The 23,766-nt window shown below is 54.6% G+C and carries 19 protein-coding genes and 1 pseudogene; 4 read left to right on the plus strand and 16 right to left on the minus strand.

The window, feature by feature from the left end; genetic code table 11:
• Positions 1 to 7: 7 nt before the first annotated feature.
• Positions 8 to 4,078 (minus strand): P-loop NTPase fold protein, encoded by a 4,071-nt coding sequence (locus V9L13_RS06360; RefSeq protein WP_338801894.1) that lies wholly within the window; start codon positions 4,076 to 4,078, stop codon positions 8 to 10.
• A 965-nt stretch (positions 4,079 to 5,043) separates the two neighbouring features.
• Between V9L13_RS06360 and V9L13_RS06365 the strand changes: the two genes are divergently transcribed.
• Positions 5,044 to 5,607 carry a hypothetical protein gene (locus V9L13_RS06365; RefSeq protein ID WP_338801895.1) on the plus strand — a complete coding sequence of 188 codons (564 nt, stop codon included), beginning with the start codon at positions 5,044 to 5,046 and terminating at the stop codon, positions 5,605 to 5,607.
• Between the two features lie 138 nt (positions 5,608 to 5,745).
• On the opposite strand, the gene V9L13_RS06370 is transcribed toward V9L13_RS06365, so the two are convergent.
• Entirely contained in the window at positions 5,746 to 8,592 is a 2,847-nt protein-coding gene (locus V9L13_RS06370; RefSeq protein WP_338801896.1) for a UvrD-helicase domain-containing protein, read from the minus strand.
• 278 nt (positions 8,593 to 8,870) lie between these two features.
• On the minus strand, positions 8,871 to 9,977 hold the full coding sequence (locus V9L13_RS06375) for an AAA family ATPase (protein WP_338801897.1): 1,107 nt from the start codon (positions 9,975 to 9,977) through the stop codon (positions 8,871 to 8,873).
• 771 nt (positions 9,978 to 10,748) lie between these two features.
• On the opposite strand from V9L13_RS06375, the pseudogene V9L13_RS06380 reads away from it, so the two are divergent.
• Both V9L13_RS06380 and V9L13_RS06385 read left to right on the plus strand, forming a co-directional pair.
• Positions 10,749 to 11,424: pseudogene (locus V9L13_RS06380) on the plus strand (histidine phosphatase family protein).
• Positions 11,421 to 12,038 carry a 3'-5' exonuclease gene (locus V9L13_RS06385; protein WP_338801898.1) on the plus strand — a complete coding sequence of 206 codons (618 nt, stop codon included), beginning with the start codon at positions 11,421 to 11,423 and terminating at the stop codon, positions 12,036 to 12,038. Before V9L13_RS06380 ends, V9L13_RS06385 begins: the two are co-directional and overlap by 4 nt.
• Before the next feature lie 119 nt (positions 12,039 to 12,157).
• Here V9L13_RS06385 and V9L13_RS06390 read toward each other — a convergent pair whose 3' ends face one another.
• Complete coding sequence (locus V9L13_RS06390; RefSeq protein ID WP_338801899.1) at positions 12,158 to 14,746, minus strand: hypothetical protein; 2,589 nt, start codon at positions 14,744 to 14,746, stop codon at positions 12,158 to 12,160.
• A gap of 332 nt (positions 14,747 to 15,078) precedes the next feature.
• Between V9L13_RS06390 and V9L13_RS06395 the strand changes: the two genes are divergently transcribed.
• Positions 15,079 to 15,288: a hypothetical protein gene (locus tag V9L13_RS06395; protein ID WP_338801900.1), complete on the plus strand. Its 210-nt coding sequence runs from the start codon at positions 15,079 to 15,081 to the stop codon at positions 15,286 to 15,288.
• Positions 15,289 to 15,356: 68 nt separating this feature from the next.
• On the opposite strand, the gene V9L13_RS06400 is transcribed toward V9L13_RS06395, so the two are convergent.
• The 12 genes from V9L13_RS06400 to V9L13_RS06455 all read right to left on the minus strand — a co-directional run bounded on the left by V9L13_RS06400 (position 15,357) and on the right by V9L13_RS06455 (position 23,679).
• On the minus strand, positions 15,357 to 16,073 hold the full coding sequence (locus V9L13_RS06400) for a 2OG-Fe(II) oxygenase (RefSeq protein ID WP_338802836.1): 717 nt from the start codon (positions 16,071 to 16,073) through the stop codon (positions 15,357 to 15,359).
• 362 nt (positions 16,074 to 16,435) lie between these two features.
• On the minus strand, positions 16,436 to 17,140 hold the full coding sequence (locus V9L13_RS06405; protein ID WP_338801901.1) for a 2OG-Fe(II) oxygenase: 705 nt from the start codon (positions 17,138 to 17,140) through the stop codon (positions 16,436 to 16,438).
• Positions 17,141 to 17,154: 14 nt separating this feature from the next.
• A complete protein-coding gene (ada, locus tag V9L13_RS06410; RefSeq protein WP_338801902.1) occupies positions 17,155 to 18,219 on the minus strand; it encodes a bifunctional DNA-binding transcriptional regulator/O6-methylguanine-DNA methyltransferase Ada in 1,065 nt (354 codons plus the stop codon).
• Positions 18,220 to 18,302: 83 nt separating this feature from the next.
• A complete protein-coding gene (locus V9L13_RS06415) occupies positions 18,303 to 18,878 on the minus strand; it encodes a DNA-3-methyladenine glycosylase (protein WP_338802837.1) in 576 nt (191 codons plus the stop codon).
• 71 nt (positions 18,879 to 18,949) lie between these two features.
• Positions 18,950 to 19,498, minus strand: coding sequence for a methylated-DNA--[protein]-cysteine S-methyltransferase (locus V9L13_RS06420; RefSeq protein ID WP_338801903.1), 549 nt, complete (start codon positions 19,496 to 19,498; stop codon positions 18,950 to 18,952).
• 41 nt (positions 19,499 to 19,539) lie between these two features.
• Positions 19,540 to 19,731, minus strand: a complete 192-nt coding sequence (locus V9L13_RS06425; RefSeq protein WP_338801904.1) for a hypothetical protein — start codon at positions 19,729 to 19,731, stop codon at positions 19,540 to 19,542.
• A gap of 80 nt (positions 19,732 to 19,811) precedes the next feature.
• On the minus strand, positions 19,812 to 20,456 hold the full coding sequence (gene alkB, locus V9L13_RS06430) for a DNA oxidative demethylase AlkB (RefSeq protein ID WP_338801905.1): 645 nt from the start codon (positions 20,454 to 20,456) through the stop codon (positions 19,812 to 19,814).
• Positions 20,457 to 20,458: 2 nt separating this feature from the next.
• Positions 20,459 to 21,181: a 2OG-Fe(II) oxygenase gene (locus V9L13_RS06435; RefSeq protein ID WP_338801907.1), complete on the minus strand. Its 723-nt coding sequence runs from the start codon at positions 21,179 to 21,181 to the stop codon at positions 20,459 to 20,461.
• Positions 21,178 to 21,759, minus strand: a complete 582-nt coding sequence (locus V9L13_RS06440; RefSeq protein WP_338801908.1) for a methylated-DNA--[protein]-cysteine S-methyltransferase — start codon at positions 21,757 to 21,759, stop codon at positions 21,178 to 21,180. Before V9L13_RS06440 ends, V9L13_RS06435 begins: the two co-directional genes overlap by 4 nt.
• 93 nt (positions 21,760 to 21,852) lie before the next feature.
• The gene (locus tag V9L13_RS06445; RefSeq protein WP_338801909.1) at positions 21,853 to 22,425 is read right to left on the minus strand and encodes a hypothetical protein; all 573 of its coding nucleotides are present in this window, start codon (positions 22,423 to 22,425) and stop codon (positions 21,853 to 21,855) included.
• Positions 22,426 to 22,512: 87 nt separating this feature from the next.
• The gene (locus tag V9L13_RS06450; protein WP_338801910.1) at positions 22,513 to 22,986 is read right to left on the minus strand and encodes an adenylyltransferase/cytidyltransferase family protein; all 474 of its coding nucleotides are present in this window, start codon (positions 22,984 to 22,986) and stop codon (positions 22,513 to 22,515) included.
• A gap of 225 nt (positions 22,987 to 23,211) precedes the next feature.
• A complete protein-coding gene (locus tag V9L13_RS06455; RefSeq protein ID WP_338801911.1) occupies positions 23,212 to 23,679 on the minus strand; it encodes an ester cyclase in 468 nt (155 codons plus the stop codon).
• Positions 23,680 to 23,766 lie beyond the last annotated feature (87 nt).

A 23,766-nucleotide genomic window follows, 5' to 3' on the forward strand; every position in this document is an offset into this window, starting at 1 on the left:
CGCGAAGCTATGAGCGTTCAAGCTTCTCAAAACGCGATTTGAGCTTGGTCAGTTCCCGCCCTTTTCCGAAAGTATCTGCGATGACCTGTAGGTCATCATCACTCAGCGTTGACTCATCAACCGCGGATAAGGCGGCGTGTGTGCCAAGACCAAAGGCTAGCCGAGCGAGATTGGTTTTGATCGTGACTGATGAGCAGCTTGGGATCGTCGCCAGCAGAAGCTTTGCGGTGGCTAGCCGGCTCTCTTGGTCGCCCAAACGAGTGCAGATGGACTCCAGGTCGTTGTTCACAGCCGCAGCAGTCTCAGGTGCTGCTGCCATTGGTAAAACCCGAATGCTCAGGTTGATCAGTTCAGTTGGCGTTGGGGCTGGGTTCAGCGAGTCTACCTGGCGCCAGAGTCGACGACGGCCGTCATCGCTGGCTTCGTTAGACATCAACGCTTGTATCAGTCCTTGAAAACCGCCGTTACCGAGGCAATTTATCCATAAGGATAGAGCTTGGTCTGGTAATTGAGCGTTACCGACTGGCCCCAGCGCGAGCACTAGCAAGGTCGTTGCGGTTCGTTCCGATGCGTCGAGCTCAGATATGGTTTTTCCCCAGGCGCCCCTGAGCCAACCTACTTCCTCAGGGGACTCCCAGCTTATGGCGCCAGGTAGCTGGGCGATTTGGCTAGGTGTTAGTCTTCTAGAATCGCGAGTGAAGAACTCCTGCGCCTCCACTGGGTGCGCTTGCCAGATTAAACATGCCAACTCAATCAGTTCCGCGTCGCGTTCCTGACCTACGATCCCCAACTCGACCATGGAATCAAGAGAGCTAAGCAGCCCGCGCCCAGCATCTTTTGGGCTTCGTCGGCCCACATTGATCGCGTCAGAGAATATGGTGTCCGGCGCATAACCGGGCTGCACCACATCGGTAGACGGCCAAGTGCCGGCGAGATACTGATGAAGTCGTTCATGTTGAGCCGGATAGCTGGCGGCGCTTGAAAAAGTATCTCGCAAACAGGTTGCGATCGTCGCCGGTGAACCGTGGAGATATACTTTTGAGAGCCCACCCAGCAAGTCGTCCAGTTCCTCTACCGGCCTAGAGACTCTTGAGGGAAGCCTGCTCAACGATCGATCTAGATGGTCGTGCATTAGACCAGAACCCCAGGACTTGCTTGGAATGTTCGCTGCGGCGAGGGCATAGAGTTCTCCGAAACGATCGGGCATAGCTGTGGCCGTAAATCCTGTATCAAAATACGCGATGACCTTGCTCTGCACGTCTTCCGGTAAATCCCCATAAGCTTTCAGCAGTGAAGCGCAGCACTCAAGAGGCAGGCCTTCAGCAAAACTCTCAACCCAATTCGCGCTGACCTGCGCCAACATTCCAGGTTCACGCTGAATGATCTGTTCGAAGAGAGCAACGGCATCCGCCTGGTAGAAATCTCCGCCGGATAAATTGCCATCCAGGTCAGCAAGGCTGGACTTGGCTTCTTTCGAAAGTTCTCCAAAACGGGCAGACGCAGTCGATAGAACCCAGCGGAATCCCCGCTCGTAATCGACCGCGGGGTTGGGGTGTTCAATGAGGTTTCGCACAATGGTGACCAAGCACGCGGACAGCGGTTGGGAGCCAGCCAATTGGTGAGATTGCTCCAATGTAGTGAGCGCACAGGACTGCAATTCGAGCGGTGAGAGCTTCAGATAGCGATCAACAAGCTTCCATAGGTCTGCGCGACTTTCTTCCCCTTTCGCAGCAAGACTGCCAAACAATCGATCAACCCTGCCTGAAACGGTCGACAGCTCCAATGCCTGCGACCTACCCGCTTCAACTTCATCTGCTACAAGCGAGCTGTAGTCAGTCCCTAGCATCGTGAGCAGCATCTCCTCGTGTCTGCCTATCCACTGTTCAAGTGTATTGAAATCGAAATGGAAGGAGGATTTGCCTATGCTTACGTCTCTCACCTTCAGCCATTCGATAAGCTTGCGCTCTTGTGCGGCAGGCAAACCATGCACCGACCGAACGTTGAGGACTATTTCACAAGCCTTGACCACCATCGCCTTTGCTTCGTCCAAGCTTGGGGTCTGCATAGTTTCTAACCGGAATTCAATTTGATGCTGCGTAGTCAGCAGGTCGTCAACCAACTCAGCCGCTATCTGCCGTTGCTCCTGAGCATTGGCGAGCAGCACAACGCTGTTGATTTTATCCAGCCCAACCATCGACCGAAGATCCAATGATGCGGTCAACGCATTGCAGAGTTTTCCGAGCATCAATCGCACCGTTCGTGGTGGGAGATGATCAAGCAAGTTCGCTATGACGCGCATTGCGTTGTGCCGTCGCGACTCCGTTTCCAGGTGCAAATCGCTAATCAGTTCATGAAGCAGCTGTGCTTGATCCTCGCTTAGCGCGACTTTGTCGGTGCGAGTGGACAGTCGCTCAATCAGCCCTCGGGTATCACCGGACACCAGCATGTTGTAGAGCGCGCTCGTGCCAGCGCCGAATTTTCGACTTATTGGATCCTCGGATAGCAAAAGCAAGCTTTGCAGAGAATCTGGCCAGCGCACCCCTACTAGGCTAGATAAGAACTGACGCAGGTCTCGACAGCCCTCTCGTATTGTAGTCTTTCCTTCCTTGTCTTCGATGACGTAACGCTTGACCAGCAGGGCCCGCGCCTCAACGGGCTGATCCGAGAGCTCTCCTTCATGTACTAGCAACTCCGTCAGGCGGCCAAGCAGTAAAGGGTCATCCTGAAGATCGCGATAGAAATCAGGAAAACTCACACGGGCAGCACTCAGCGCTCCCAGCGAGATCGGATGGCTAGTCACCGCACCTTCATGAAGGCCACCAGGCCGCTCACCTGAGCTTCCTTCATATTCTCTTCGCTTTGCGAGCCACCAGGACTGAGCAAATGCGTTGACGATCTGAAGTGCATTGCGCGGATCGACAACGTTCACGTGAATCATCCGGTCAATCACTTCTTCTGGGCTTGCACCCCCCGCGTTCAGATCTTTCACAATATCCATAAACGACGACAGATGCTTCAACGCGAACTGCCTCATATCCCCCCTAGGTGCAGGCGGAATTTCCAAGCGGAACTGGAAAATACGGTCGAGGTACCTACGAGCGTCCATATGGGTAAAGACGGTACCAGGTTGTTCAGGATTGCCGCGGCCGCGAGCCAGGGCATCGGCTACCTTAGCTTCGTCACAAGAGATAACGAAGACGAGGCCAAGACCCAATGGAAGTTTCTCGGGAGGGATTTCCATGAAGGCACGAACTGCGTCGAGGCCCAGCACCATTTCTTCGGCCGAAAGCCGATCCAGGTCGTCTACGAATATCACAAGGCGCTCACAGGGATCGGGTTTGGTGTATATACCCGCTCCAGGGCCCTTGAACACTTTGAGCTGCTCAAGCAGCATTTCCTCATACTGCTCGGCGCTTGCACTTGGCAGCGAAACTTTTGTGATAGATCGGTAGCTATCGACCTTCGAAGGTTTCAAATTCTTCAACAAATAGCTGTAGGCACCGCTGATTGCCAAGATGAACGTCGATTGGACAATGGGGTTGCTCCACGGAAGGATAGCTAGTCCGGCCCATACTAGGCCAAACAGTAGCAGCATTGCGCCAATGAACGCCGGCAATGGCAGTGACCACGCTCGCCACAGCTGAACCGCGTATTCTTTCCACCCCTTCCACTGGGTTTCGACCTGCGTGACATTACGAAAGAGCTTGTCGTGAAGCGCCTGCTCGTCTCCCCCAAGCTCTATGAATACGTGACGCAGAAGCGCACGCTTGATGTCTTGATCTTTCCCACCGAATCGCCAGGCGTTGAAGGTAATGCTTTTGATACGACCCCGACGCGATACTTTCCCTGCCCCATCAGACGCACCATCAGCTAGCCCTCGGGTATATAGCTCTTTGATCGAGCTTTTACCCGTACCCCAGCCCCCGAGCAGGCCAATGCTAAAGGGTGGCTTGTGGTGTTTGGCCTCTACCAAACTCTGTAATGCTTGGGCAAAATGCCTGTGCCCAAAAGCATCCTGAGCTTCGTTTTCAATTTGCCGATCAAGCACTGCCGGCATCGGTTGGTAGGGTTCAGGCATGCGTTGCGTTCCTTCATCAACGTATTACTGGCGGGCTGCCACTATGCCTAAGCCTAATGGATGAATACGCGGCTACACAACAACGCAGTCATCTGACAGCATGAGCCGGACAGCGGCAGGGTGCTTCAGCCTCAACCCAGTCGCGGTGACGGTCTGCGTAGCTGTCGCTGCCTCGACTCTCAAAGTGTACTGCCAGTATACCGGCGCTCCGAAAAGACACGATTGATGTGGGGCGTAAACTCTTGCGCCAGCCCCAGGTCTTCAAGGTAAAGAACTGCATAGTCCAACGTTAAGGGAAAGGGATTCGTCGGCACATGCAAATTCCGGCGATAAGGGTGATCACGCCGCTTGAATAAACGCGGAAACTACCCGCCCCTTATTGCTGGAGTTCGCAAGGTGTGTTCCCGTAACGCCTACGCTGCGCCTGCGTCAAAGTCGCCGCGGTGGATGACTCGTACAATCTGAATAAACTACAAGCAAGGTCTACCCTGACATGAGCTTCGAAGCAAAACGTCTTCATCTCCAAACCATCCAAAACCTCCTTGCCACATACCTTTATTTGCATTGTGTAATGCTTGGGGACGACCTGTGATTAGGTTGGCGAGTCGGAATCACAAAGGTCGCTTGCAGTCGTCCCCGAGCAAATGGAGACGATTGAAATCGGGCTGGTGGTTTATCGATCTAGAAACCTTTGAGATCATCGATGAATTGCAGTACTTCGTCCGACCCCAAATCAATCCCATCCTCACCGACTTCTGTAAGAGGCTGAGGTGCCTTCAACAAACAGACGGTGACGGCGCCCGAAACTATCAAGAGATTGGGGGAAGAGCAACGAATGTTTGCTGAGCACTATTCCGGTGCAGCTTGTGCGTCAGGGGTAACTTCCAGCGAGCAACAACCGTGTCGGACGCGAGTCATCCAAACTTTGGCCACTCACTGAAATCAGGTTTAGAGAATTCAGCTTCATGAAAGAACAGTTTACTCTCAGGATCAAGCACTACCTCTTGAACAGACTCATCGATGAGGCGGCTGAGCAACGCCTCACGAAATACACTTTCTGGGAAAGACTCAAAGGCGACTGCGTTGAGGTAATGGGCATCGAGGTTTTGGAAAAACCTGTCAATCATCAAGAACAGCGGATTGCTCAAGCATTCAATGAAAGGCGGCAGATCGCTTTCGACCTGGCCCATACGCTTTTATTGATACGTTCAGTCAATGTTCCTACTGTCATTCCAGGCAACGGGCTTGGCAGTGACTCCCATATATGGGTCAGCGTATGCAAGACGACGAAAGCGGGCCGAATTTATCGCCGCCTCCCAGCATTCCTGCAGCTTTGGCTGTTGGGGCTTGTACTGACCGGTCGCAAGTTTGCTTCCACGCTCCAGCGCTTCAAGTGGCTGACGGGAGTGATCAGTTTCGCTGTGCTCTCAGCCAAAGTGTGGCACTCGGGCCTAATCGACAAAACATGGATTGGAATCAGCGCAGCAGCAGGCATCTTTTCAGTCTGGTTGCTTTCACTATGGAAATAACTACCTTTGGCGTCGGCAGATGCCTCCAGGGCTGCGCAAGCTAATAGATACGCTCAGGCAGGAATCCCCCACAGAGTCCCCGGAGTGCTGCACCCCTGAGGCAGTCTGCTTCATCAACTTGTCCAGCTCACGAACTAGCTACACGCGAAACCTTTTTTTGCCGTATCGATTGCCTGTATACCGAGTTTTCTTCACAGGCTTTTTCTTTGGAGGCTTGTAATCGCACTCCGGGAAGTTGGTGCATCGAACGAACGGGCCGTTCTTGCTCTCCTGCACGACCAAGTCGCCGACGCAGCAACGGGGGCATGGATGGAGCCTGACCGGAGCTCCGTATACGTCCTCAACCTGAAGCGCACTGTCGATCGCCAGTTCCTTTATGAAAATCGAGACCTTGCTCGCAACGGTGTACATCACCACCGTGCGTCTAGCCCGGGTCAACGCAACGTAAAAGAGGCGACGCTCTTCAGCGAACGGATAAGAATCCCCATTGGGCATGACGAGACCAAGGACTGGGTCGTCAGTCATGGTGCTGGGGAAACTGCGGCCACGCTTCATGCTCACCATTGATGGCAAGACCACGTAGTCAGCTTCGGTACCCTTGGAGCGATGTACGCTCAAGAATGACACTTCAATAAATTGACCGAAGCGTGCCTTCCAGTTGCCGGGGACGAATTTGATCTCCTTGTTGTACCTTCCGAGAATGCAGACCTTGATCAGCCTGTCATCTGCTTTTGGGATCGTGCCATCTTTCAGCCCAGCTACCAGGCCTTCTAGGAAGCTGTTGATGCCGTGGTCGATACTATCTGCATCCGCCACCATTACCGCCCTAAGCGCAGGCCCCACAGCGGGAGTTTTCGAGTACACCGTCTTAGTCAGCTGCACCGGGTTTCTGCTTACGAAGCGGCTGGATACGTCACACAAAGCCTGGGGGCACCTGAAGGTCTGCTCCAGCTTCAACAACTGACCAGATCCGAAGTACTCCCTGAACTCAGTCATCACCGACACGTCAGCGCCGGCGAATCTGTTGATGGATTGCCAGTCGTCGCCGACAGCAAAGAAGTGGCGACCCGGGACGCTCACCAGCGCCCGACAAAGGCGCGCTCTCGCTTTTGATGCGTCTTGAAACTCATCGGCCATGACCAACCGGAAGTTCGGTACGCATCTGCCCTGTTCCACATGCTCGGCGGCCTGCACCAGCATGTCCTCGAAATCGAGACCTTTATCATCCTTGAGGGCCTTGTTCCACGCTTCCATAACCGGCCAGAATATGTCGAGGAACATCTTGTAGCGATGTTTGAACAACCCCATAGGAAGCTCATCCACCCGCTTGAGCAACTCATCTTCCGTCAGGCTGTTACTTTTGACATGGGCGATGAAGGTGCGGATGAGACCAATCAGCTTGGTAGTGGATAGCGGCGGCTGGCGGTCTGGGGGAACGGGACGATCAGGGTTTGGGTCGAGCTCAATCCCCCGGCTGGTAAGTTCCTGCGTGAGATGTTCAACCCACGTGTTCTGTCGGATTTGGTGCGATGTTGTTTCGATCAGATGGGTACCACGCTCACGGTGCAGCGCGCGTTTCCACTGCGCGTCTTGCAGATACCCCTCGAAGTGCTCCGGTGGCTGCCCCTGCTCGTCCAAAGCAAAATGCTCGTGATACAAGCCAATCTTTGGGTAGTAAAAGTCAGGACGGTACTGGCTATGAGTCGCAGTAGCCGTGTCATGCTCGTAGGGGCGCTCATAGACGTACTCGACACCGTTATAGTGGAGCCAGTTCGCAATCATGCACTCCTCCAGGCTCTTCACCGGATCACCTTGGATCGGATTGAGCCGGCCAGCTTTTGTCCCGGCCCTTGGAGGTGCTTTCATGGATTTAAAGTCGGGAAGATCCCGACCGAACACTAGGCGGAACAGATCCCAGCGACTGCGGAATGCCACCGAGTTGTCCTTGAGATGATCGACCAATTCCTCCAGCTTCTTAAATGCCAGCGGCTCTTTTACAACCCACTCAGGAACTCGTGGTTTCTTTTTGGTGGCGTAGCCAATGATGGCGAGGCCGAGCCGGTGGAACGTCTTGGCGCGTACCGTGACGCCCTCCATCTTCAGCCGCTTGAACGACTCCTCAGCGCGCTCCGCCAGCTCTTTGGCTGCATCCTTGTTGAAGGCCAGCATGACGATTTCTTTTGGCTGAAAAAAACCTCGATCAATCGCGTACGCTGCCTTGGCAACCATGGTCGAGGTCTTGCCGGAGCCCGCTGAGGCCGCAACCAGAACGCGATTATCAAAGCAGATCACCGCCCGCGCCTGCTCATCGTTCAGAGGCCGCTTTTCGACCTTTGACAGGAGCGGTTCACAAGCAACGAGTTCTCGTTTGGTGTGTTCTTTGTTGAACTCGCGCCACTTAATGCTCCAGTCCGATCGCCAGAAAGTAAGTACGCGCTCGATATCTTCAAGGCGAATGCTAAGAGCAACCCTCAAGTCATGGTCTTGAAGTAGCTCATTCAAATCTGACTCAGGGATTCCCAATCTTGGCCTGGTTGCCTGCAAACCCATCTGCTGCTCATGAGTTACCCATCGCCGCTGGGCCATCGCATCATTGAAGATACGAGCAGCTTCCCCAAGCCAGTCTCGAATCTGCATGTACGCGGTTCGAAAGCGTTCATGCCGCGCCAGGGTGCGTTTCTCGGCCTCACGCAGCATCTCCTCGCGCAATTGGTCGTGGGCCTTGGTGAGATCTTTTATGACCGCGTTGAGCCCCGAAACTGAAGCTTTCGGTAACCCGCCTACGCTGCCGCCCAGATAACTCACTCGGCCCGAGAACAGACCCCTTGTCGCTTGCATGCTGGATACTTCGTCGGATCGAATCACAACGCGCTCGCCATGAACATCCAGCTCAAAAAAACCGTCTGCAAGACGCAGTGACCATGGTGGTGACATCGACAGTATCCGGCCGAAAAACGAAGGGCCCCAAACGTATTCCTTACTCAAACCTTCCTCCGTTACGACGATTGATCGCGAGCGAACAATTGCTCGCGCCCCTGTGGGATCGTCATTCATATCTTAAAAAAGATCCGGCCCCAACGGCCCAAAATTAAACACCGACCCTAATGAGCCACCCTGATTGATCATAGAGTGGGTTGAAGGCAGAGCAGCCCCGCATCATGAGTTTCGGCCAGATCATAGCGGTGGTGATCAGTCACAGTGCCCTGCGGTTCGGTTAACGGCCCTATCAACTTCCAGTTGCCGATCTGCAGGCGTACGCATGGCTATAACCGATAATCAACGAGCTCTGCCGCTAATCGACGTATCTCGTCCGCCGCATGCGATTCGGGAGAGATATCCAGGACGGAATCGAAGTACGAAAAACCCTCCATAAATGGTTGGTCATAGTTGTATTTGTCGATCACGACTTCATGAGCGTTGGTCAAGTGAGTCATCAGGCGAGTTAAAGGCAAGGACTTGATGTCCTTGAGAATATGTTCTCGGAATTTACTGGAGCTGAGCCGCCTTGCTTCCAGCCCTTCTACCAGCGCAGGAGGAATCTCCAAGCCTCCACAAAACTCCTCCAATTCTTGGCTTCTGCCACCTACATCATTGCGCGTGACTAATCCATAGCATCTCGGTGTACGGCGTCCGCCCTTGCTTGTGAGCAATCGCACATTCAATCGCTTGGCGCTATCCACTGATTGATGGCAGGCACTGTCGATAATGATCACAACCAGGTCTGAATGGGCACGAATGAGGTCGACCTTGAGATTGAGGTCAAGCAGGACATAGTCATAGTCAGCCTTGATGTCCTTGAACATTCTGGAGGATGCAATCCTTTCGACCATTGAACCCAGCGTTCCACCCATTTCGAACTCCAGTCCGCTGCGATCCATGGGGGATCCATGATCCACGATGTGTCGCAGTCGCTTGGTGAAACTGCTTTTTTCGGCCACGCTAAAAAATACGTCTGTATAGCCAAAGAAGTCGACACCGGCAGCCAGTGAATGGGCCTTGGGGTGCTTCCCATTTGAAGCGTCATCCTCATAACAACAGTCGTGCGTAATGATTGCGACGTTGCTTCCTCGCTCCACCAAACATGCTGCTACATCAACGGTAATGGGCGACTTACCGACCCCTCCCTTGAGAGATGTAATGCTCAACACGCGGGCTGATCGCGCAACCTTAAGCAGCTTGGCGATGTTCGAGGGCATCGAAATCCCCGATCGGTCAAAAAAATTTCGTACGACGCTTTTGCGCGGTGAGCGCTGACCCTGCTCGTAATATCTCCAGGTTCGTTCACTCACGCCTGCGCATTCTGCGGCCCTGAATCTGGACATCGAATGTTCGATCCGGGAATTCATGAGTGCAGTGGCCAGTGGGGACATAGCAATTCTCCTTGTCTGCCGAAACAGCCTAAGGGTTTGCGAGACGAGAAAAAAGATGGCACAGAGTTCCGCAGGATTCGCGCGCAAAGGGCACTGAATTAGTCGAGTGCGGAGTACCAAGCGTGATCGTTGGATTGATCTCGTAGGGCATCCTACCGCATATCGGCCTTGATCGAGTCAAACGAGGCTCTTAACTTGGATCTAGTGGCGCGTTGGAGAAGGGCCAACCAGAGCCTCAAGTCGGTACCGACGCGCATGTCTATCGGTTCGGTGGCGAGCCAGATGGTGTGGATGCGGATCATTTGGCAGAAGCGTGCACAACCGTCAGGATCGGAGGCTGGCTACACACGCAGCCCCTCAGATAGCGGCGCGAGGTGAGACACGCTGGGCAAACGTCTGCGAATTATTTAAATTACTGGCCAGCCATAATTATTGCCCTTCCATAATTCTCAATAATTTTGCGCGTACTTAAGTCAGAACTTAGCAGGCCGTTTGGGTCACCAGTCATAGGCGGGCACAAGGCCCGAAGGGACGACGCCCCCACGCACGGCCCAGCGATTGCGACGCGCCTCTCTACTACGGACGACGCCACGATGTCGTACGCCGACCGGCTTCCCTCCCTGCTTTTTTACCAACTCGCTCTGGATGCGGGCGATAATGGAGCTCTGTTGATCGAGTTTTCATAAGCCTAGATGTCACCCCACCTTAACTCCAGCCATGCCCATAGCAACGCTACTGGTCTCGTGCATCGGCGAAACGACAGGTAAGTCAATGAAGAATGTCAGGCTACTTCGTCATGGGGAAAGCGCAGCCAATGCCGGTGCAGCCACTTGATCACGCAAGTATTCCGCTCACCGACAAGGGCATCGAGCACGCTAAACGAGTGGCGCAATCCGTGGGCGGTGCACCTGAGTTAATCGTTGCCTCCCCTTTCTCTCGGGCTCGAACGACCGCGGATGCGACCCTATCCATATTCCCTGAAGCACCATTCGAAACATGGCCAATCGAGGAATTCACCTACCTTGATCCGACCAGGTGTGTGAACACCACCGTAGGGCAACGGAAGGCATGGGTCGACCAGTATTGGGCGAACGCAGATCCGTCCTATATTGAAGGAGAAGGTGCTGAGTCGTTTCTGGAGTTTGTTGGCCGCGCACGATCGTTCCTAGGTCGCCTCGCCGCACACCCGGCGCAAGACATCCTAGTCTTTTCGCACGGACAATTTCTCAATGCTGTAGTTTGGCTCATCGAGCGCAAGCCACTCCAGATTGATGCCCAAGCGATGATCGAGTGGCGCGGGTACGAGATCGATAATCACGTTCCTAATGGTTGTGGTTATGTAGTGTCCCGCGCTTTCAGCGATTCGTTGTGGACAGTGAGCGATTCAATCGACCTAGATGGGGCGGTTGATCTCAACAAGCTCCAAGCAAGGTCTCCCATGCCATGAGCATCGAAGCAAAGTTCCTCCACCTCCAAGCAATCCATAACCTCCTCGCGCCATACCGCTACCTCTATTGCGTAGACCTTGAAGCAACCTGCGATGAGGTCGAAGAGTGGGAATCACCAAGGCCGCTTAAAGTCGTCCCTGATGAGATGGAAACAATTGAAATTGGCCTGGTTGTGATCGACCTAGAAACGCTTGAGGTTGTCGATGAGTTCCAGCGTTTTGTTCGACCACAGATCAATCCTACTCTCACCGACTTCTGCAAAAGGCTCACATCCATTCAACAGATGGACGTGGACGGTTCCCTCACCTATCGGGAGGTTGGAGAAGAGCTACGAACGTTTGCTGCGGTCTATCCGGATGCGGCTTGGGCTTCCTGGGGTGACTATGATGCGCGACAGCTTCAGCGCGATGCAGGCTTTGCTGCCTGCCCTTCCCCGCTTGAAGGCTTGCCGCATTTCAATGCCAGGAAATGGCATGCGGGCTTATACGACGATCGACCCAAATCACTTAAGCAAGCAGCTGAGTCGCTGGGCTTGGTTTGGATGGGTACCTATCATCGAGGGATCGACGATGCCAAGAACGTTGCATCCATCATTAAGGAGATGCTCGGCTAATTTGGTGAGCCGGGCCTATTGGCCCGAAGAGTCGACCTCGCCCTTGGCGCCACTTCATACCAGGGCCTGATTGGGAAGACTCACTCATCGCGTAATCAGGTTCAAAGTAGCCAAATAGACTATCGACCAAGAAGATAGGGATCGTCTTCGACGCTGTAATTTTCGAGTGTTAGTAACTCGAATTGAATGCCATCCACCCTCAGGGCAGTCTCAGCCGTGCGCATTTCCTCTTCGAGCCGAACGCCTATTTCCATGACCGCCAAAATAGCCCGATCCGGCCTAAGTCGCTTCGCAAGGTGAACGAAGTCCTCGATGTGAGCGGCCCGCAGACTGCGCCACGCCGACTTCACCTCGCAGAGAATGGATTCGCCATCAACGACAGCAAGCAGATCCGCTTCCACATCGGGATTTCTGGAGTCGGGCGAATAGCCAAAACAAGTCGGCCCAAGATACATGAACGACGAATTCGCTCGATCACAAAGAGCTGACAGGAGCCAAACGAGTGACAAAACACTACGAGAGCGAAGGCTTTCAATGAGAAATTCGTTCGGTCGAAAATACCAAGGTATACCGACGGGCAGCTCCTTTTCAGTTCGACACACATCGCACACAAGAGCAGGCGACAACGCCTGATAGTCAGTCCAATTCCGATGCCGGCAGGTGTCGCAGCTCCATGGGTATCCTTGAAAGAGCATTAGACGCGACCTCATTTCAGCGAGTCGATCATCAATAGCCTGCTGCTCCATACCATCCCAATCTACCTCGTCCTGTTCAACGTCCAATCTAGGTAATGGGTGCTCCGCCCAATACCTCTCTCTGTGAGCCTTCCAACAATCTCGTAAATAGTCGAGTGATACGTGCATTCGAGGGGCTTTGATTGACTGCGCGGCTTTCACAATCAGCGCGGCGAGGGTTTCACGTTCACCTTCCTGCTGCAGATCGAATATCGGGCGTCCTTTCGCACGCTTTGCGAGCGCGTTCGCGGTGGCCTTGACGTCTGCATCCGCGAGGTTGGGGGCTCCACCTAAACTAGCAAAAACATCCTGCAGGAACGGATGCAAGAGCAAGCTTTTAGCGCCTGCCAATCCTCCTGTCATTCCAAGAATGCCAATTAGATGGGGACTTTCGTTTGAGGCTTTCATCCATGCAGCTTTCTTTTGCGGCCAAGGTGGATCGCCAGGGCCGACACGCCTCGCCGCAGAATCGAGGCACATCGCGCTCCTGAAAGCCTGATCAATAGTAGGAACGGTTACTGACTCAAGCTCTCGGTTGAAGCCAGCAAATAGGGTCAGGTTACCGTTTCTACTTGTACGACACATAGGTGAAGGATTGTTCTGTGCGAAGCCTTTGGTTATGAATTTCGTGACAAAGGCACCCGCCATGCGCCACCTCTTCGGCAGCATCCATACGTTATCTTGGGCGAGCCTCGGCTTATCCCGCTCATACTCAAAGCTCAAATCGAGCGCCCAGAGGCCTAGCGTGAATACTTGGCCCGTTGGCGCATCCCTAAGATGCTCCGGTTCCTTTGCCGGCGGGTAAGCAACCGGTGACTTCCAGCGAAATGCGTGCCGCTCTCCAGATCTAAATCCGTCTGAGAACTCGGCCACCTCACGAGCTCGTTTTAGCGAATCTTCGCTCGGAATGACATGCCCACCGACAATTACCGCAGCTGGCCCATGAGCGCTCCATGCTTTTGCTGCTCGGAGCCGTTCAAGTACTTCGTTAAGCTCATCGATAGTATGGGACGCCGAGCGTATTCTAAGCTGCGACTGTCCACCTCCCCCGCCGTTTACATGATTGCGCGTGTTAAGCAATTGAACGAGCAGGTTGAGCATATCCTCATCTTTCAGCTGATCGAGCGTCATCCGGAAACAACATAAGTCGTTGTCGAGCCATGCAGGGATCAGCAGCCTCGCATTCCAGAACATAAGCCTGTCCTCGAAAGAGTCACCGATCACCAAGTTGAATGCATCACTCCATCGATAGTCACGTATTTCAAGGCGTGTCGCGTACAACGACGACAACATACTTAGGCTCGTGACGCGCTTACCCACAAACTCAAGAAAAGCCATTTCTTCTGATGCCACGCGGTCAAGGTCACGGGGTACGCCGAATTCACGCTTTTCATAGTGATCGTCAGAGACGATGGTCATCAGACCAGCTGCTACCCGAGCGTCGTTAGGGTACATGCCCGTAGCCGCGCTCCCCTGGTAGGTTCCGAAGTTGTCTGTCAAAAATCGACTCGGCTTTTCCGTATACCAACTGTCGATAATTTTGATTTTTGGCCCGCCTGCCAATGGACTGTGCCGAGCCAGACGAAACACGGTTGAGAGTGATGAGAGTGCGGGAGGATACTGTGGCCGAAATCCATTCAGATTTAGCCTCGGTTCGTTATCTAAGCGGTGAAGGATGTAGTCACTTGGGACTAAGCGCTCATGAATTTCAAGAACTCGTTCTGCGGCTAAATTGGCATACGCGTAAACAATGTCGGGATCAAAAGCCTCCAACCATTGCCAATACTCAGCGACAATTTGACCATCCGCACAAGGAGCGATGAGACTGAATCGCCCACCCCACCGCGAATAGCAGTCAGCAAATATTCCATCGAGCACTAAGCCTGCGTGCTCTGTTGACTCGACGAGAAAGGCTATTCTTAGAGGCCGGGATCTCACTCGTCCCGCTAGTTCTGCGCGAAGCTCATCTGACATTCCCCTCTCCTCGTTTACGCATCAATATGACCCAGAGCGTAGTTCCACACGCCAGTCTATGCGACCGCGCTATAACAAGTATGTTGGTTGAATGAAACCGACACCCATTTAGGCGATGATGCTCGTCAGAAAAAAGTGCCTGGTGATCAAGCAATGTCGCTCCCTTCACGCTGAATTCAAACGCGAGGCTGCTGCTCTCGTGCTCCATCAAAGCTAGAGCCATTATCGAGACCCGCCACTCGCTCGGGGCGGTCGAAGGCGCTTGCTTCGAGCTAATAGCCGCATAATCTCACCCACTACTATTCTGTCGTTTCCCAACATGGAGTTGAAAAATGCACGGTGAATATTCGTTATCAGATGTGCTGGAAAGGATGTATCAAAATCAGCTCGCTCTCGAGGCCGCTCTCATGGAGCTAACCCTGCAAGTGGAGGCACAAGGGTTAGCGGATGTGGGGGACAACATCCGTGGTGCGCTTTACACAATTGGTGAGAACGCTGGTTATATCAAACAGGGTCTAGCCCGGCTCAAAAAGCGCCCATGAGTCAGCCTCTCTTTATTTTGACCTCAAGCGCGTGTCACGCGAGCTGCATTACCGGTAATATCAGCAAGTTACTTAGCATCGTGAAAGATGATACCCAGGGTATGACGTTGCCCCCAAATCAGCTGGCTGACTCCATGGCGCAGACTCACGCGGTAGTAGCCACGCGTAGAGCGAACGGGACGATTGTTGACCGCAAGCACCAAAGCGTCCCCTTGGTACAGAGGGACTACCTCTGCTCGCCCGGGTTTCTTCGGATCACTCTCTGTCAGCAGAAGCTCTCCGCCCCCAAACTCCCGCCCTGGCTCATTGAGCAGGAAGATGACTTGGAATGGGAATACGTGATCTCCGTAGAGGTCTTGGTGCAGACAGCAGTAATCGTTCGCCTGATACCGTAGCAGCAGTGGTGTCGGCCGATGCTGGCCAGCGGCATGACAGACTTCCCGAAATTCGTCATGGGTGGCAGGAAAGCGCTCTTCAATCCGCATTGCGGCATGCCATCGATTTGCAATAGGCGCAAGGTGAGGATAAAGCGACTGGCGTAGGCGTCCGACTGCATCGGGCAACGGATAGCTGAAATATTTATACTCGCCCCGGCCAAATGCGTAGCGCTCCATCACGATGCGACTGCGAAAGCGGGCCTCTTCGAAGAAGTAGCCTGCGAGTTCTTCACATTGGGCAGTTGTCAGTAGCGAGGGCAGCACCGCAAAGCCATCGCGCCCCAGACTGTCTTCGACAACATTCCAGTTCGTTGCTTGAATCCGGGTCTCGGGTCGTTCGTGCGACATGTGGTTTTCCGCGTCGGCGGACATGGACAGTAGTGCGCTCATGAGTGTGTCTCTTTACGGGTACCGCTCAGATGGGCGGGCTGGTTCTTCTTCCAAATCGCGTATTCCTGAGGCATGCAAACGGCGCACGGCCGGTAGCCGGCGGCAATTGCGATGGTCTCGTCGGCAAAGAAAACGCGATATTTCACATAACTACCGCGAGCAATCGCCTGCCTCGCAGCGCGGCAATCAAGGCGGCCGTACAGCCTGCCACCACGATGTCCTCCGATGGAGCCAGGCAGGAGACTGGAGTAAGTCTTACCGTCGGGCCCAACAAGGGTGAACGTCTTATTCGATGTCAGCATTCACGGCTCCCACCGGTATCAATTTGCATCGTGGAATGACAATTCCAATCCAATGCGCTCCCCCATGCGCACCCGGCTGATGGCGTGTTTTAGGTTGACGCGGTAATAGCCTTTGGTGCCCTTGAAGGGACGCTCTGCCGTGGTGATGATGGCTACGTCACCGAGCTTGAGTGGTACCACCATTGGGCGCGACTGCATGCGCGGACGTTGTTCTGTCATCACGAATTCGCCTCCCTTAAAGTCCGAACCAGGCTCTGACACCAGCGCCACGATCTGCATGGGAAAAAGAAGCTCACTATCATTTCGCTGATGCAGTGATACATGGTCTTCCACACCAAGCCTGTTCAGATGGGACTGTCCCCGTGTCTGACCAGACTCCCGGTTGTGCCGCAAAAAATCATCCAGCTCGTCCGGGTAGCGATAATCGACGCCCAAGGTTTCGTTCCAGCGATTGGCGATGACGACCAGGCGGCGATACAGAGTTGTGCGCCACGTGTCCAGCGGCGCCGGCAAGCCTGTGTCGAAGTACAGCAATTCACCGCGTCCCAAATCACTGGACTCCAAAGTGACTCGACGGATACCCGACGTTGTGACTTGCTGCGCCAGACTGCCCGCCATTTCTACGCCCAACAAATCGGGCAACACAGCATAGCCTTCGACATCGAGTTGCATGCTGATGTCCATCCAGTCCAGACGATCAAGTGTTTTATTGAATTCAGACATGGGACATCCCTTCATCAAACCGAGGCTTCGCGATGCAAAAGCTCGCGCTTGCGATCAACACCCCACCGGTAGCCAGCCAGATCGCCATCACGTCGCACGACGCGGTGGCAGGGAATGGCAACGGCGATGTGATTTGTAGCGCAGGCTTGAGCCACGGCGCGTACAGCTTTGGGTGAGCCGATGCGCTCGGCGATCTCCGTGTAGCTCACGGTCGTACCCGGCGGGATCTCACGCAGTGCGCGCCAGACACGCTCCTGAAAGGCCGTACCCTGTACGTCCAACGGCAGGTGTAGCCCGATCGAAGGCGTTTCGATGAAACCAACTACTTGGGCGATCAATTGCTCGAACTCACTATCGCAACCGATGATCTCTGCCTTGGGGAACTGATCTTGCAGGTCACGCACCAACTGATCAGGATCGTCGCCCAACAAAATGGCACAGATACCGCGCTGACTCTGGGCTACCAGGATGGCACCCAGTGAGCACTGGCCCACCGCGAAGCGAATGACCGTTCCAGCACCACCCGCCCGATAGTCACGCGCACGCATGCCCAGCAACTGATCTGAGGCCTCATAGAACCTGCTATTGGAATTGAAGCCCGCGCCATAGATAGCATCAGTGATGGATGCCTCCGGACAGCTCAGCTCCTCACGCAGCTTTCGAGCTCGATAAGCCGAGCTGTAGGCTTTGGGCGTTAGTCCGGTTTCGGCTTTGAACAGGCGATGAAAGTGGAACGGGCTCATGCCCACATCAGCTGCCAGACTGTCCAATGAGGGCGGTGTCTCCGATGCCTCAATCAAGCGGCAGGCGCGTTCAACCAACTCGGCGCGAATGGCGGCAGCACTCGTCTGGTCGCCACGGGCGCGACGGCTGCATCGGTAGCCTGCCGCCTCGGCGGCTTTGGCCGAATCAAAGAATTTCACATTCTCGCGCTTGGGTAGCCGTGCCGTCGAGCTCGGCTGACAGTACACGCCTGTTGTGCGCACGGCGTAGACGAAATGCCCGTCAGCGGCGGCATCTCGCGCCTGCACGGCGTTCCAGCGGTCGTCTTCGGTCGCATACGCAATGGTCGTAATCATGGCAAAAATCCTGTCTTCAACAATCTTAGGGTCAGGATATGAGGGGACTCAGCCGCAAGAACTCCGATTCTTGCGACCAATGTTTACCGACTGGGCAGACGCCACAGATACCAAGCAGCCACCGTCCGAAAAGGACTCCAAGCCTCGCCAATCTCACGCATCTGGCGCGGTGTGGGTGCCTTTTCCAGGCGTTTCAGGCGACCGTAACCTTCCCGTACACCGAAGTCGTCCACCGGGAGAATGTCGGAACGCTCCAGCGAATAAATCAGGAACATTTCGACAGTCCACCGTCCCACACCACGCAAGGAAGTCAGGCGCTCGACCAGTGCCGAATCAGACAGATGTCGGGCCTCTTCGAGGTTAGGTACAACGCCTTCAACGGCTGCTTGAGCAATGGCGCGGATGGTTGCCAACTTTGCGGTCGAGAAGCCACAGGCGCGCTGAACTTCTGGCTCGCTCGCCAGCAATTGTTCCGGTGTAGGAAAGGACGTAGCCGGATATAGCGCCAACAGGCGCCCCAAAATCGCATCACCTGCCTTGGCGTGCAGTTGCTGGTAGGCGATGGCCCTTATCAATGCTTCATAGGGCTCGCGAGCAGGCTTGGCCTCATGCCGACAGGGGCCAATAACGGCGATATGACGAGCCCAGTCCTCGTCCATCTCGGACAAGAACAGAGCAGCTTCCTGGAATGCGCGCGGTGACAGATCGTCCGCTATGGTCTTGCTCAAAATCAAAACCCCGGCAACATGGCGGTATGCGGTTCTTCTTTCTGCGCAATAGCCTTTTCATGCCCCAGCAGCCAACGCTTGCGATGAAGGCCCCAGGCATAACCCTTAAGGTCTCCATTGCTGGCAATGACCCGATGGCACGGCACGATGATGGCTATCGGATTGGCGCCATTTGCCGCTCCTACGTCGATGGCAGCACGCGGATCATCAAATCCCAACTCCTTGGCAATCTTTCCATACGTCGTAGTCTGGCCCGCCGGGATTCGGCGAAGTGCAGCCCAGACGCCACGTTGCAGTTCCGAACCGGCAGTTGCAGTTCGCAGCGAATTTAACGCCTCCCATTCACCCTGGAAGTAGCGAGCCAGTGCATCTGCGATCTCTGTTGGAGCTTGCTTTTCAGTCAGTTCCACCTCGTCATAGTGCTGGCGTAAAACGCGCTGTAATCTTGACTGGTGGTCAACGAAATCGAGTGCACGCAAAGTATCATTTGCATCGGTGACGAGCAGTATGGCGCCCAATGGCGAATCCAAATGGCTCAGGAACAGGTTCATGATGCACTCCTTATTTAATCGGCTTGGTGGCATCTGATTGCCTACTTCAAACGGGTCACACCCACGTTGCCGAAAAGAAAGGCTTCGCCGCTTTCCAGATGCAACTCGGGATCACCGTTCTCGTTGATCCGCCATTGCGCCGCCCCGGCACTCACCAGCGATTGGCAATAGGTTTCGACCTGGCGGCGCTCCTCGGAGAGCCATTCCATCTTGTCTGTGGATGTCGTGTTCATTTGTAACCTCGCCTGCTGCGATCACTCTAGTGACTTCGCAGCTAGTAGAAACTCCGAACCTTGCTTTTGAACTCTCAAAATCATCCCGCTTTGCGGAAAGTGAAATTGATGCGCTGGCTGCCAAGCAGCGGATGAGGGTCGTCTTGGAGCGGCATCACACCGTGGTAGCGAAGGCGATCCGTTCCGCCCCACACCACAACGTCCCCGTGGTGCAACGGCACCTTTACCGTAGGGTCGGTGCGTGCATGGCCGCCGAACTGGAATTTGGCTCGCATGCCCAGGGAAACTGAAACGATGGGATGCTCATAGTCCCGCTCATTTTTGTCCTGGTGCAACGAAAGCCTGCTACCGGGTAAGTAGCGGTTGACTAAGCAGGCGTCCGGCTCGAAGTTGTCATATCCCGCATTCGTCGCGGCATCGCTCGCCAGCCGGGTAAATACCTCCGGCATGACTGGCCAAGGTTTGCCGGTGTCGGGATCGTGGGAGATATAGCGATAACCACGTCGATCGGTCGTCCAACCCAGCGAGCCGCAGTTCGTCAGCGCGACTGACATGGTAAACCCACCCGGGGTCACCATGTACCGGAAGGGCGACACGGCAGTGATGGCTTCAATGGCAGTCATCAACTCGGACATGTAAGGCAATGCGAATTCGCGCAATACGATAGCGGAAGGCCCCAGACGCAGGTTTTGCGCTGGTGTCTCGAAAAGTTCAAGTGTTCTCATGTTCACCTCGCGTCGTGAAAAATGAGGCCCACGGTATGGCGCTGGCCGCTACGGATGCGGCTAACGCCGTGTCGCATCGCGACCTTGCGGGCACCTCGCAGGCCCGTCGCCGGCCGTTGATTGACAGTGAACACAACGGCATCCCCTTGGTGCAGTGAGACAACTTCCGCACGCTGGCCCTTGGTTGAAAGCTCCGTCATCACGAACTCACCACCGGCGAAATCCTTGCCGGGTTCCGATAGCAGGATGGCCACCTGGAGCGGAAAGACATGCTCACCGTAGAGGTCTTGATGGAGGCAGTTGTAGTCACCTTCGCCATATTTAAGGATCAGTGGCGTTGGCCGCGTTTGGCCAGCCTCGTGACATCGCTTCAGAAAGACGGCCAGATCGCGGGGGTACTGCACGTCGATCCCTAATTTCAAGTTCCAACGATTGGCAATCGGCGCGAGCCTGGAATAAATCGCGTGACGGAGTTGGTCGAGCAGCGGCGGCAGCGGGTACGCGAAATATTTGTATTCGCCACGCCCGAATCCGTGCCGAGCCATTACGATACGCGAGCGATAACCCTCTTCCAGTGGATAGAGCGCGGCGAGTGTCGCGCACTGTCCCGCAGTCAAAAGGCCGGGCAGCAGCACGTTTCCGTGAGCCTCAAGCGAACGCTCGATACTCGCCCAGTCGCAGGAATTGAGTGTCGTGACATTGTCGAGACTCGCCGCAGCGTTCACTCCGAAAACTCCATGCTTCGCTTGGTGGACTCATCTTTGAGCAATGAACGTTTGCGTTCGATACCCCAGCGGTAGCCGGAGATCGAACCGTCACGACGCACCACGCGATGGCAAGGAATGGCAATGGCCAGCACGTTGGCTGCACAGGCTCCCGCTACGGCGCGAACTGCCTCTGGCACACCGAGGCCCCGTGCCACATCGCTGTAGCTACAGGTCTTGCCTGCCGGGATGTCGCAAAGCGCCTGCCAAACTTTCTGCTGAAAAACGGTGCCGCCAATATCGAGGTGGATAACACCTGCGAACATCTGATTGTCGATGAAACCGATGACCCGATTGAGTTCGTGTTCTAGAGAGGCTTGATCAGCTTGCAGTTCAACATTCGCAAATTCGGCCGCGAGCTGCTCACGCAGTTCTTGCGCGTCGTCGCCGAGAAAGATGGTGCAGATGCCACGCTGACTACGGCCGATAAGAACCTTACCCATCGCTGATTGGCTGACGGCGAATTGAATGGGGCCTTCCACTTTGCTGCCCGGAATGCGGAAGTTGTACTTGAAAGGAGAACGGGAGGGAGTGTTCATGACCTTGGCTCTTATCGGTTGGCGAGTGAGTTCAGTCTAGGGGTCGCTCTCTTCCTTGAAACTCCGCTCCTTGCGGTCAAACTCTTTGGCTAGCTACCAGCCTGGGTATCTGGCGACGAGTTGCAGCCACAACGAGAGACACCCCGCGTCGTGCATGTAGTGCAGCGCTTCAGAGGCCTTCCACGTACAGGGGACTCGCCGCAGCCAGATCGAATCAGGGCCTGAGCGATACATCCAGACAATGGTGGTAACTACCATTTGTTGTTCTGGCGACATGGCCCGAAAATCGGCGCGCCATCGCGCCATTTCTTCCGGATAGTTTTCGCCAGTGCACGCGTTGTAGGCAGAGGGGTAAACGCTTCGGTGATATTCGCCGTCGCCTGTTTTCGCAAACAGATTGAATAGTTTCAATTGTCGTATGGTTTGTTGCAGAGCTTCATGGAAGCGTTCCGGAGATCGCTCAAATGGGTAGACGGAATTCGACAGGGCGTCGATCTGTGCAGCCTCTTCGAGATCGAGATCCAGAAGCCACAATACAAGGTGTTCAAGTCGCATCTCATCCAGGCGCGAACTGGTAGCAGCCGGAGAGAGCGAGTCCTGTTTTACTGCCTTAACCCAAGCAATGAGTGATTGCGTCAAAGAGTCGGTCTGTGCAGTTTCGGTCATAGTGCTGGTTTCATTTAAAAAGGGATGCAGCAGAGCAGATACAGGTGCCAGCGGTGAGGAGTTGGCACCCACCCGATGCTGCGTTGGTCAGAAGGTAAAAGCGGTGTCCACAACGCGGTGGTGTCGGCGCAATCGACTGGCTATTTCATCGATGTTTTTTAGTGTGCGTCGCAGCGTGCTGCTTGATGTTATTTGTCCGTATGGTAGATAAACAATCTCCACACCAAGCACGTCGAAGCGTCGTTCGAGTTGGTTACCTTTCTCCGTGCCTTTCCAGTCATCACCCTTGAATATCACGTTGAATCGGAGGTCTTTCCAGATCGCCACTTTGTCGTTGGTGAATGCCGGATAGGCCGCATCGACGTGACGGACGTTGCGTACGATCTCCAACCGCTCGACAAGCGGAATAACAGGCTTCACCCCCTTGTACTCAATCAGAACGTCGTCAGCCACAACACCGGCGATGAGGAAGTCGCATCTCTCTTTGGCTTGCCTCAAAAGATTGAGGTGTCCGATGTGAAACAGGTCGTAGGCGCCAGGTGCGTAGCCGATTCGAATCATGGCGGTGGTGTCTTTTCCCGGGGGTTGAGAGTTAGACAGTGGAGATCTATCGCTGCAACGGGTTAGGGGCGCTCCGTTTCCTGCTCAGAAACTCAGAAAATGTGGAGAGCAAAGTAGAACGCTCAATGCGAAGAAGGCCGGCAAAAATGCGGGCCTCCTTGCGCAGGTCAGGAGCAGTGTTCCACGCTTAACAAGAATGGAATGACTTTCCTTGTTTTGTGAATATCAAGCATCACCGTTAGTGGTTGTCGCTTTGATCAGACCCAGTTGAGTCAGGGCTGCGACGCCATCATCGAGACCGCGCTCTTCCACGATCTTGCCGTCAATCACCTTCAACACCGTGGTGCCGGTGAAGTGCATTTTGCGACCCGTTGCGGCAGGCAGACCACCGATGAGAAAGTCGTCGTGAGCCGGGCCGGTGTGAGTACCACCACCTTCCCACTGACCCACTACGTAATCCCCTTCGGCGATCAGGTCGGCTGTGCCCCAGAAATTGAGATCAGGGAATGCCCTACGGAAATCGGTCATGAACGCCTTGATGTCATCGCGGCCACGGCGAGGTTCGTGCAGAGAGTAGTGAAGCAGCATGTCGGGAGCGGCGATTTCGTCAATGACCGCCAGGTTTGGATTCTTGCCCCAGAACTCGGTGAACCAGCGGCCGACGACGGCCTTGTTTTGTTCTTCGTTGCTCATTTCGACAATCCTCGTAAGTAGTCTCGAAAAGGGCATCGACACATTCGATGACCTTGGTGCAACGATAAGCACCAGGTCGGGATTCGA

It is taken from the genome of Pseudomonas sp. RSB 5.4, assembly GCF_037126175.1.
GTDB classification, from domain to species: domain Bacteria; phylum Pseudomonadota; class Gammaproteobacteria; order Pseudomonadales; family Pseudomonadaceae; genus Aquipseudomonas; species Aquipseudomonas fluorescens_H.